The sequence below is a fragment of the Kitasatospora sp. NEAU-69 genome, assembly GCF_057158765.1.
In genome coordinates, this window is the sequence record NZ_JBWXUE010000072.1 from 1 (window position 1) to 12,161 (window position 12,161).

Here is a 12,161-nt window from a genome sequence, read left to right on the forward strand (position 1 = left end):
TCGATGCCCGCCCGCTCGAACGCCTCCCACGAGGACTCCAGCAACAGGCGCTGCTGCGGGTCCATCGCAAGCGCCTCACGCGGCGAGATCCCGAAGAACCCGGCATCGAACTCGCCCGCGTCGTACAGGAACCCACCCTCACACGCGTACGACGTCCCCCGGTGCTCCGGATCCGGATCGAACAGACCCTCCAGATCCCACCCACGATCCGTCGGGAACCCCGACACCGCATCCCGCCCCTGAGCGACAAGCCGCCACAGATCCTCCGGCGAACCCACCTCACCCGGATACCGGCACGCCATCCCCACGATCACCACCGGATCGCCCTCGACCGCCACACCCACCGGGACCACCGCCGCCGAAGCCGGCGCGCCCAACAGCAACGCACGCAACTCCACCGCGATCGCCGCAGGCGTCGGGTGATCGAACACCAACGTCGCCGGCAACCGCAGACCCGTCACCGCATTCAACCGGTTCCGCAGATCAACCGCCAACATCGAATCGAACCCAAGCTCCTTGAACGCCCGACCCGCCTCCACCGCCTGCCCCGACTCATGACCCAGGACCGCTGCGACGATGCCGCGGACCAGGTCGATCAGTTCACGTTCCTGCTCGGCGGGCGTCAGCGCCGCCAGGCGCTGGGCCAGCGCGGAGGCTTCGTGCGCGTCCGGGCCCGGCTCGGTGATGCGTCGCTTGGGTGCCCGGATCAGGCTGCTCATCAGCGTCGGGAGCCGTCCGGCGGTGGCCTGGGCGCGCAGTGCGGCCGCATCCAGGCGGATCGGGACGAGCAGCGCGGTCTCCTGGCCGAGGGCGGTGTCGAGGAGCGCGAGGCCCTGCTGCTCCGTCAGCGGCACGATGCCCTGGCGGGCCAGGCGGGCGGTGTCGCCCTGGTCGAGGTGTCCGGTCATGCCGCTGGCCTGCGCCCAGAAGCCCCAGGCGAGGGAGATGCCGGGCAGGCCGTCGGCGCGGCGGTGGGCGGCGAGGGCGTCGAGGAACGTGTTCGCGGCCGCGTAGTTCGCCTGGCCGCTGTTGCCGAAGACGCCGGCAGCGGAGGAGAAGAGCACGAACGCGGCGAGGTCCTGGCTCTGGGTGAGCTCGTGCAGGTTGACCGCACCGTCGATCTTGGCGCGCAGCACCAGGTCGAGCTGCTCCGGCGTCATTGACTCGACCAGACCGTCGGCGAGGACGCCGGCGGCGTGCACGACGGTCGTCAGCGGGGCCTCCGCCGGGATGTCGGCAAGGACGGCGGCCAGGGCCTCGCGGTCGGCCGCGTCACACGCCTCGACCAGCACGCTGGCGCCGAGTTCGGACAGTTCAGCCACCAGGTCCTGAGCGCCCGGAGCCTCCGGGCCGCGACGGCTGAGCAGCACCAGACTGCGCACACCGTGCTCGCTGACCAGGTGCCGGGCGACCAGCGCGCCGAGCGTGCCGGTGCCACCGGTGATCAGCGCGGTGCCGGTCCCGAAGGACGCAGCCTCGCCAGACAGCGTGGAGCGGACCAGACGCGGCACCAGTACCGCGCCCCCACGCACCGCCACCTGAGCCTCGCCACACGCCAACGCCGCTGCCAGGCCATCCCCATCGTCATCGAGGTCCACGAGGGTGAAACGGCCAGGATGCTCGGTCGCTGCTGAGCGCACCAGACCCCACACCGGCGCCGCCGCCAGGTCGGAGACGCCCGACACACCCACCGCGCCCCGCGTCACCACCACCAGCCGCGACCCAGCGAACCGCTCATCCGCCAGCCAGTCCCGCACCACCGCCAAGACACCCGCCACCACCGCATGCGCCCGCTCGGTCAGCGACCCATCCGCATCGGCGGCGCACGGCAACAGCACGACGCCCGGCACGGAGCTGCCCGCATCGAGTGCCGAGGCGAGCGCGGCGAGGTCGGCGTAGGCGTGCGCGGCCGCCAGGTCGAACGGATCCGGGCCGAGCAGCACGGCGTCCGCGATCAGGGCGGCACCGGCAGCCGGGTCCGTCCCGGCGGCGGGCACCCACTCGACAGTGTGCAGGGGTTCCTGGGCGCCGACCGAGTGGACCAGCTGCCCGACGTCCACCGGACGCAGGGTCAGGCCCGCGATCTCGGCGAAGGGCCGTCCGCTCGGGTCGGCGAAGGCCAGTGCGACGGTGTCCTGGTCCAGCGGCGAGATCCGCACGCGGGCGGTGGTCGCACCGGTCGCGGCCAGCGTGACGCCGTCCCAGGCGAACGGCAGTCGCAGCCGGCCGTCGTCGGCGGGCCTCGCCGTCTTCACGATGGCGTGCAGTGCGGCGTCGAGCAGCGCCGGGTGCAGGCCGAAGCGCGCGGCCTCCTCCCGCTGCTCGGCGGGCAACGCCACCTCGGCGTAGACATCCTCACCCGAACGCCAGACCCCACGCAGACCCTGGAACGCGGGCCCGTACTCGTAACCACGTGCCGCCAGATCGTCGTAGAAGTCGTCCAGCTCGACGTTCTGTGCACCAACCGGGGGCCACTGCGCGGCGGCGAACGAGACGTCCGGGTCGGCACCGCGCTCCGACAAGGTGCCTGCCGCGTGGCGGGTCCAGCCCGACTGCGCCGTCTCCTCCTCATGCTGCGAGAACACCTGCACGACCCGCGAGCCGTCGGCCTCGGCCGCACCGACCGTGACCTGGATCCGCACGCCACCATGGCGCGGTATCACCAACGGCGCTTCGAGGGCGAGTTCGTCGATGCGGCCGAAGCCGACCACATCGCCGGCCCGCACCGCCAGCTCCACGAACGCCGTCCCCGGCAACAGCACCGTACCCGCCACCGCATGATCCGCCAGCCACGGCTGCGCCGCCAACGACAACCGCCCGGTCAGCAGCACACCACCATCCGCCGACTCCACACACGCAGCCAGTAGCGGATGCTCAGCGTCCTGCAAGCCGGCAGCACCCAGATCGCCCCGGACCCCAGGAGGCGCCTGGAGCCAGTAGCGGCGGCGCTGGAACGCGTAGGTCGGCAGGTCGACACGCCGTCCGGTGGGCAGGCCGAGGTTGACGGTGAGCCCGTTGACGTAGGCCTCGGCGAGCGCGGTCAGCAGGCGCTCCGGGCCGCCTTCACCCCGGCGCAGCGTGCCGAGCACGATGGCCTGGGGGGCGGTGGACTCGATCGCGGTGGTCAGCACGGGGTGGGCGCTGGTCTCGATGAACGCGTCATGGCCCTGCTCCAGAAGCAGACGGACGGTCTCCTCGAACCGCACGGTCTGACGCAGATTCGTGTACCAGTACTCGGCATCCAGGGTCGTGGTGTCCAGGCGGGTGGCGGTCACCGCCGAGTAGAACGGCACCTGCGCTGCACGCGGTTCGATCCCGGCGAGCGCCTCGATCAACGACTCGCGGATCGGCTCCACCTGCGCCGAGTGCGAGGCGTAGTCCACCGGCACCCGACGCGCCCAGATATCCCGCTGCTCGCAGAGTGCCAACAACTCGTCGAGCGCGGCCGGTTCGCCCGCCACCGTGACGGAGGCCGAACCGTTCACCGCGGCCACCGACAGGCGCTCGCCGAACGACGCCATCAGCTCAGCGACTTCATCCACCGGCAGCGACACCGAGGCCATGCCACCGGTGCCGGCCAACGCGAGGATCGCCTGGCTGCGCAGCGCCACCACCCTCGCGCCGTCCTCCAGCGAGAGCGCACCGGCCACACACGCCGCCGCGATCTCACCCTGCGAGTGCCCCACCACCGCCGACGGCTCCACACCGTGGGAGCGCCACAGCGAGGCGAGCGAGACCATCACCGCCCACAACACCGGCTGCACCACATCGACCCGGGCCAGCCACTCCTCCGACTCCGAACGCAGCACCGAGGTCAGCGACCAGTCCACGAACGGCGCCAGCGCCGCCTCACACGCACCGATCCGCTCCGCGAACACCGGGGAGACATCCAGCAGTTCAGCCGCCATCCCCAGCCACTGCGAACCCTGCCCCGGGAAGACGAACACCACCCGCCCCGAAGACTCCGCAGCCCCCCGAACGAACTCCCCCGCCGCCAGGGCCGCCACCAGCTCCGCACGATCCGAAGCCAGCACCACCCCCCGATGGGTGAACTGCGAACGCGAGGACAGCAGCGAGAATGCAACGTCGGCCAAGCCGACGTCCGGCTGCTCACTCAGGAAGTCGGCCAGTCCGACCGCCTGCTCACGCAGCGCCGCCTCCGACTTCCCCGAGACCACGAACGGCAGCACACCACCCGCCACGCTCGCAGAGACACCCTCCTCCGCCGGGACCCCTTCCAGCACCACATGCGCATTCGTCCCACTGATCCCGAACGAGGACACCGCCGCCCGACGCGGACGCTCCGCCTCCGGCCACGCCCGGGCCTCGGTCAGCAACTCCACCGCACCCGCCGACCAATCCACATGCGAAGACGGCGCATCCACATGCAGCGTCTTCGGCAGCACCCCGGCGCGCATCGCCAGCACCATCTTGATCACACCCGCGACACCCGACACGGCCTGGCCGTGGCCGATGTTCGACTTCAACGAGCCCAGCCAGAGGGGCTGTTCGACCGGCCGGTCCTGCCCATACGTCGCGATCAGCGCCTGTGCCTCGATCGGGTCACCGAGCGTCGTACCCGTCCCGTGTGCCTCCACCGCGTCCACGTCCTGCGGCGCCAGCCGGGCGTTCTCCAGTGCCTGGCGGATCACCCGCTGCTGCGAGGGGCCGTTCGGCGTGGCCAGGCCGTTGCTCGCGCCGTCCTGGTTCACGGCGCTGCCGCGCACCACCGCCAGCACGCGGTGCCCGTTGCGCCGCGCGTCCGAGAGGCGCTCGACCAGCAGCACACCCACACCTTCGGACCAGGCGGTGCCGTCCGCGCTCGCGGCGAAGGCCTTGCAGCGGCCGTCGGGGGCGAGGCCGCGCTGGCGGCTGAACTCCACGAACATGTCCGGGGACGGCATCACCGTCACGCCACCCGCGAGCGCCATCGAGCACTCGCCGCCGCGCAGCGCCTGGACCGCCAGGTGCAGCGCCACCAGCGAGGAGGAGCAGGCGGTGTCCACGCTGACCGCGGGGCCTTCGAGCCCGAAGGTGTAGGCCACCCGGCCGGAGCTGACGCTGCTCGCGTTCCCGGTGCCCAGGTAGCCCTCGACGTCCTCGGGCGTGCGGTCCAGCCGGGCGGCGTAGTCCTTGGCGATGACGCCGAAGAACACGCCGGTCCGGCTGCCGCGCAGCGCGGTCGGGTCGATGCCGGCCCGTTCGATCGCCTCCCAGGAGGACTCGAGCAGCAACCGCTGCTGCGGGTCCATCGCCAGCGCCTCACGCGGCGCGATACCGAAGAAGTCGGCGTCGAAGTCGGCAACCGCGTCCAGGAACCCGCCATGGCGCGCGTAGCTGGTGCCCGGGTGTGCCGGGTCCGGGTCGTAGAGGGCGTCCAGGTCCCAGCCACGGTCGGTGGGGAACCCGCCGATCGCGTCCCGGCCCTCGTCGACCAGCCGCCACAACTCCTCCGGCGAGCCGACCCCACCGGGCAGCCGACAGGCCATCCCGACGATCGCGATCGGTTCGCTGTCCACCGCCGGCAGCGTGACCGCAGCCGGGGCCGCGGGGACTGCGGCGCGGGCCGTGCCGAGCAGTTGTTCGCGCAGGAAGGCTGCGAGGGCAAGCGGGGTGGGGTGGTCGAAGACGAGGGTGGTCGGCAGTCGAAGGCCGGTGGCCGTGTTCAGCCGGTTGCGCAGTTCGACGGAGGTCAGCGAGTCGAAGCCGAGATCCTTGAAGGCGCGTTCGGCGTCGGCGGGCTGGGAGGTGGCATGCCCCAGGACGGCGCTGACGTTCGCGCGCACCAGGTCGGCCAGCATGCGCAGTTGCTCGGCCTCGGTGGCCGCCTCGAGTTCGCGCACCAGCGGGTTGTGCTGCCCGGCCGCGACGCTCTGCGCCGCGCGGCGCACCTCGCGGGTGCGCACGAGGCCCTGCAGGAGCCTGGGCAGCGCCCCGGCTTCGGCCTGGGCGCGCAGCACGGTGTGGTCCAGGCGGACGGCGACCAGGTGCGCCTCGTCCACGGTCAGGGCCGCGTCCAGCAGGCTCAGGCCCTGCTCGGCGGTGAGCGCGGCGATGCCGGAGCGGCGCATCCGGGCCAGATCCTGCCGGCCGAGCTGGCCGGTCATCGCACTCGCCTCGGCCCACAGGCCCCAGGCGACGGAGGTGGCGGGCAGGCCCTCGGCGTGGCGGTGCTGCGCCAGGGCGTCCAGGAAGCTGTTCGCGGCCGCGTAGCCCGACTGGCCGGCGTTGCCGATCACCCCGGCGAGGGAGGAGAAGAGGACGAATGCGGCGAGGTCCTGGCCCTGGGTGAGCTCGTGCAGGTTGAGTGCGCCGTCGATCTTGGCGCGCAGTACCAGGTCGAGCTGGTCCGGGGTCATCGACTCGATCAGGCCGTCAGCGAGGACGCCGGTGGCGTGCACGACGGCCGTCAGCGGGGCCTCGGCCGGAATGCGGGCGAGGACGGCGGCGAGGGACTCGCGGTCGGCGGCATCACACGCCTCCACCATTACGCTGGCGCCCAGCTCGGCCAGTTCGGCCACCAGCTCCTGCGCGCCCGGAGCCTCCGGGCCGCGACGGCTGAGCAGCACCAGACTGCGCACGCCGTGCTCGGTCACCAGGTGCCGGGCGACCAGCGCGCCGAGCGTGCCGGTGCCGCCGGTGATCAGCGCGGTGCCGGCCGGATCGAGCGGGGTCGGCATCCGCAGCACGATCTTACCGGTGTGGCGGGCCTGCGACATGAACCGGAACGCCTCCGGCGCCCGCCGAACGTCCCACGCACGCACCGGAATCGGAGACAGCACGCCGGAGTCGAACAGGCCCATCAGCTCGGCCAGCATCACCGAGATCCGCTCGGGGCCCGCGTCCACCAAGTCGTATGCCTGGTAGGAGACCTGCGGGAACTGCGCCCGCACGTCCTGCTCGTCCCGGATGTCCGTCTTGCCCATCTCCAGCAACCGGCCGCCGGGAGCGAGCAGCCGCAGCGAGGCGTCGATGAACTCCCCCGCAAGGGAGTTGAGGACCACGTCCACGCCACGGCCGCCGGTGGCCGCGCGGATTTTCTCCTCGAAGTCGAGAGTGCGGGAGGAGGCGATGTGTGCCTCGTCCAAGCCGAGCGCACGCAGTGTCTCCCACTTGCCCTCGCTGGCCGTGGCGAAGACCTCGGCTCCGAAGTGGCGGGCCAGTTGGATGGCGGCCATCCCGACGCCGCCCGCACCCGCGTGGATCAGCACCCGCTCGCCCGGCCGCAGCGCGGCGAGTTCCACCAGGCCGAGGTAGGCGGTCAGGAAGACGATCGGCACCGATGCGCCCTGCTCGAAGGACCAGTGTGCGGGCATCGCGCTGAGCATCCGGTGGTCGGCCACCGCCAGCGGGCCGAAGGCGTCCCGGAACATCCCGAAGACCTGCTCGCCGACGGCGAGTTCGGTGACGCCGGGGCCGACCTCGGCGATGATGCCGGCGCCCTCGCCGCCCATCGAGGCCGCACCCGGGTACATGCCGTGACCGATCAGGACGTCGCGGAAGTTCAGGCCCGCCGCCCGGACCGCGATGCGGACCTCGTGGTCGGCCAGCGGCCGCCGCGCCTCGGGGGTGGGAAGCAGCGCCAGACCCTCCAGGGTGCCGGCGTGAGCCGTCTCCAGGCGCCAGGCGCCACCGGGCGGCGGCACCAGGCCAGCACCGGAGCTGGAGCCGGAGCCGGAGGCGGCAGCGGAACCTGAGTCGACCCGGGCCAGCCGGGGCGCCAGCGGCACGCCGGCGCGCACCGCGATCTGGGTCTCGCCGGCGGCCAGGGCTGTGGCGAACGCCAGGGGCAAGCCGGTGACGGACGGCTCGGCGGAGGCGTCGGCGGGCGCGTCGGCGGCGGCGTCGGCAGGGTCGAGGTCGATGAGCAGGAACCGGTCGGGGTGCTCGGTCTGCGCGCTGCGCAGCAGGCCCCAGAGCGGAGCATGCACCAGGTCCGTGTCATCAGCCTCGGCACCGGCCGCCGTGCGGACCGCGCCGTGGGTCAGCGCCACGAAGCGGGAATCTGCGAAGCGCTCGTCGGCAAGCCACTGCTGGACCTGGCTCAGCAGGTCGGTCACCGCAGCCGCGACCTCGTCGGCCGTTCCCGGGTGCGCGCCCGCGACGGCGGGCGAGGGCGGGCAGTTGATCGCGACAATGGCCGGGACGGCGTCGTCACTCCCGCCGACCGCGCTCAGGTCCTCGTAGGCGCGCGCCTGCACGCCCTGGGCGCGCAGGGCATCGGCCAGCGCCTGCGCGTCCTCGCCGAGGACCGCCCAGACGTCGGCCGGGGCCGAGGCGGGCGCCGGGGTCACGGCCGGGTCGAGGGGGCGCCAGTCGAGCCGGAAGAGCGAGTCGCGCGCGGGGTCGCGGGCCAGGCCGAGCTGTGCCGGCGCCACCGACCGCACGGTGAGGCCCTGGGCGGAGAAGACCGGCCGCCCGAGTGTGTCCGACCCGTACACGGCCAGGGTGTCAGCGCCGGTGACCGACAGGCGGACCCGCAGCGCCGAGGCACCGGTCGCGTGCAGCGCGGCGCCCGTCCACAGGAACGGCAGGCGGACCGAGCCTTCGGGTGCGGCGTCGAGGCCGCTCAGCGTCGCGGCGTGCAGGGCGGCGTCCAGCAGCGCCGGGTGCAGGCCGAAGCGCTGCGCGTCCTCAGCGTACTCGGCGGGCAGCGCGACCTCGGCGAACACGTCCTCGCCCGAGCGCCAGGCCGCGCGCAGCCCCTGGAACGCCGGGCCGTAGCCGTAGCCGGTGGCCGCCAGGTCGGCGTAGAAGTCGTCCAGCGCGACGGGCTGCGCACCGGCGGGCGGCCAGGTGCCACCTTCGTTCGCCGGGTCGGCAGGGTCGGCAGGGTCGGCAGGGTCGGCGGCGGACGGTGCCAGCACGCCGAAGGCGTGGCGGATCCATGCATCGTCGGCGGCAGCGGCCGCCTCGCTCTCGTCACGCCCGTACACGGCCACCGCGCGCCGGCCGTCGGCGTCGGGTGCCTCGATGACGACCTGGAGCTGTGTGGCGCCGTGCTCGGGAACCACCAGCGGTGCTTCGAGGGCCAGTTCGTCCAGCCGGCCGCAGCCCACCTCGTCGCCGGCGCGGATCGCCAGCTCCACGATGGCCGTGCCGGGCAGCAGCACCGTGCCGGCCACCGCGTGGTCGCGCAGCCAGGGCTGGGCCTGGAGCGAGAGCCGTCCGGTGAGCATCACGCTGTCGGTGCCCGCCAGGCGCACGCTCGCGCCGAGCAGCGGGTGTCCGGCCGCGACCAGGCCCAGCCCGGCGGCGTCGGCGGGCGCGGAGGCGGAGCGGGTGAGCCAGTAACGCTCGTGCTGGAAGGCGTAGGTGGGCAGGTCGAGCGGACGGCCGGCGGTCCGCGGCAGCACCGCCGCCCAGTCGACCCGGTGGCCGCGCACGTGTGCGGATGCGAGCGTCGAGAGGAGCGTGTCGCTCTCGGGCCGGTCGCGGCGCAGCACCGCCACGGCCGCCGCGTTGCTCTGCGAGGGGAGGCTGTCGTGGGCCATCGCGGTGAGGACACCGTCGGGGCCCAACTCGATCAGCGTGTGGGTGCCTTCACCGGAGAGGACGGCGACGCCGTCGGCGAACCGGACCGCCTCGCGGACCTGCCGCACCCAGTAGTCAGGAGTGGCGAGTTCACCGGGAGCAGCGAGGGCGCCGGTGAGGTTGGAGACGATCGGCAGCTCCACACCGCCGAACTCCACGCTCTCCAGGACGGAACGGAACTCCGCCAGCATCGGCTCCATCCGGGCCGAGTGGAAGGCGTGGCTGACGGTGAGACGACGGGTCTTGCGGCCCAACACCTTGAAGTGGCCTGCCACTTCGAGCACCGGCGCCTCGTCACCGGAGATCACCACGGAGTCCGGGCCGTTGACGGCCGCGATCTCCGCTCCCTCGGCCAGTGCGGCGAGGACTTCGGCTTCGGTGGCCTGCACGGCCACCATCGCGCCACCGGTGGGCAGTTGCTGCATCAGCCGGCCGCGCGCGGCCACCACCGTGACCGCGTCCGGCAGCGACCAGAGCCCCGCGACATGCGCGGCGGCCAGCTCACCGATCGAGTGGCCGAGCAGGAAGTCCGCCCGCACACCGAACGATTCGACCAAACGGAACAGCGCCACTTCGAGCGCGAACAAGGCCGCCTGGGTGAACACCGTCTCACCCAGCAGACTCTCGGTGTCGTCGAACATCACCTCGCACAACGGCCGCTCCAGCAACGGGTCGAAGAGCGCGCAGACCTCGTCCAGCGCCTCGGCGAAGACGGGGAACCGCTCGGACAACTCCCGTCCCATACCGACCCGCTGACTGCCCTGACCGGTGAACAGGAACGCGATCCGGCCCTCCGGCCGGGCCATCCCGGTCAGCACACCGGGCGCCGATCGGTCCTCGGCCAGTGCGTCCAGCCCGGCCAGCAGCTCCTCGCGGTCGCGGCCCAGGACCACCGCCCGCTCCTCGAACACCGTGCGGGAGGTCTCCAGCGCCTGGCCCACCGCGCCCACGGCAAGCGCCGGTTCGGTGGTGCGCACCAGCTCGGCGAGCCGCCGGGCCTGACCCGCCAGCGCCTCACCCGTCCGCGCGGACAGCAGCCACGGCACCACACCGTCCACCGAGTCGGGCTCGGGTCCCTGCGTGAACTCCTGTTCCGGTGCGGGCATGTGCTCGATGACGACGTGCACGTTGGTACCGCTCGCGCCGAACGAGGAGATACCCGCGCGACGCGGCCGGCCCGTCTCCGGCCACGGCCGGGCCTCGGTCAGCAGCTCGACCGCACCCGCCGACCAGTCCACATGCGACGACGGCTCGTCCACGTGCAACGTGCGCGGCAACACGCCCTCGCGCATCGCCATCACCATCTTGATCACGCCACCGACACCGGCGGCGGCCTGCGCGTGACCGATGTTCGACTTCAACGAGCCGAGCCACAACGGGGATTCGGCGTCTCGCTGCTGACCGTAGGTGGCGATCAGCGCCTGCGCCTCGATCGGGTCGCCCAGCGTCGTACCCGTCCCATGCGCCTCCACCGCGTCCACGTCCTGCGGCGCCAGCCCCGCGCTCGCCAGCGCCCGGCGGATCACCCGCTGCTGAGAGGGCCCGTTCGGCGCGGTGAAACCGTTGCTCGCGCCGTCCTGGTTCACCGCCGTACCGCGCACCACCGCCAGCACCTGGTGCCCGTTGCGCTGGGCGTCCGAGAGCCGCTCGACGAGCAGCACGCCGACACCCTCCGACCAGCCGGTGCCGTCGGCGGCGGCCGCGAACGGCTTGCACCGCCCGTCCGGCGCCATCCCGCGCTGACGGCTGAACTCGACGAACACCTCCGGCGTCGACATCACGGTCACCCCACCGACCAGCGCCATCGAGCACTCACCGGCGCGCAGCGCCTGAGCGGCCAAGTGCAGCGCGACCAGCGAGGAGGAGCACGCCGTGTCCACCGTGACCGCCGGACCCTCGAAACCGAAGGTGTACGAGAGCCGGCCCGAGACTGCGCTGCCCGACTTGCCGGTCAGCGCGTACCCCTCGACCTCGGCCTCCGCCTGGCCCATCGCATCGCTGTAGTCGTGGTACATGACACCGGCGAAGACGCCGGTCGCGCTGCCGCGCAGCGTGGCCGGATCGATGCCCGCCCGCTCGAACGCCTCCCACGAGGACTCCAGCAACAGGCGCTGCTGCGGGTCCATCGCAAGCGCCTCACGCGGCGAGATCCCGAAGAACCCGGCATCGAACTCGCCCGCGTCGTACAGGAACCCACCCTCACACGCGTACGACGTCCCCCGGTGCTCCGGATCCGGATCGAACAGACCCTCCAGATCCCACCCACGATCCGTCGGGAACCCCGACACCGCATCCCGCCCCTGAGCGACAAGCCGCCACAGATCCTCCGGCGAACCCACCTCACCCGGATACCGGCACGCCATCCCCACGATCACCACCGGATCGCCCTCGACCGCCACACCCACCGGGACCACCGCCGCCGAAGCCGGCGCGCCCAACAGCAACGCACGCAACTCCACCGCGATCGCCGCAGGCGTCGGGTGATCGAACACCAACGTCGCCGGCAACCGCAGACCCGTCACCGCGTTCAACCGGTTCCGCAGATCAACCGCCAGCATCGAATCGAACCCAAGCTCCTTGAACGCCCGACCCGCCTCCACCGCCTGCCCCGACTCATGACCCAGGAC

The 12,161-nt window shown here is 72.7% G+C and carries 1 protein-coding gene; it reads right to left on the reverse strand.

The window, feature by feature from the left end; all coding sequences use genetic code 11:
* The coding region (locus AC060L_RS37065; protein WP_483803399.1) for an SDR family NAD(P)-dependent oxidoreductase at window positions 1–12,161 on the reverse strand (12,161 nt) is incomplete at both ends.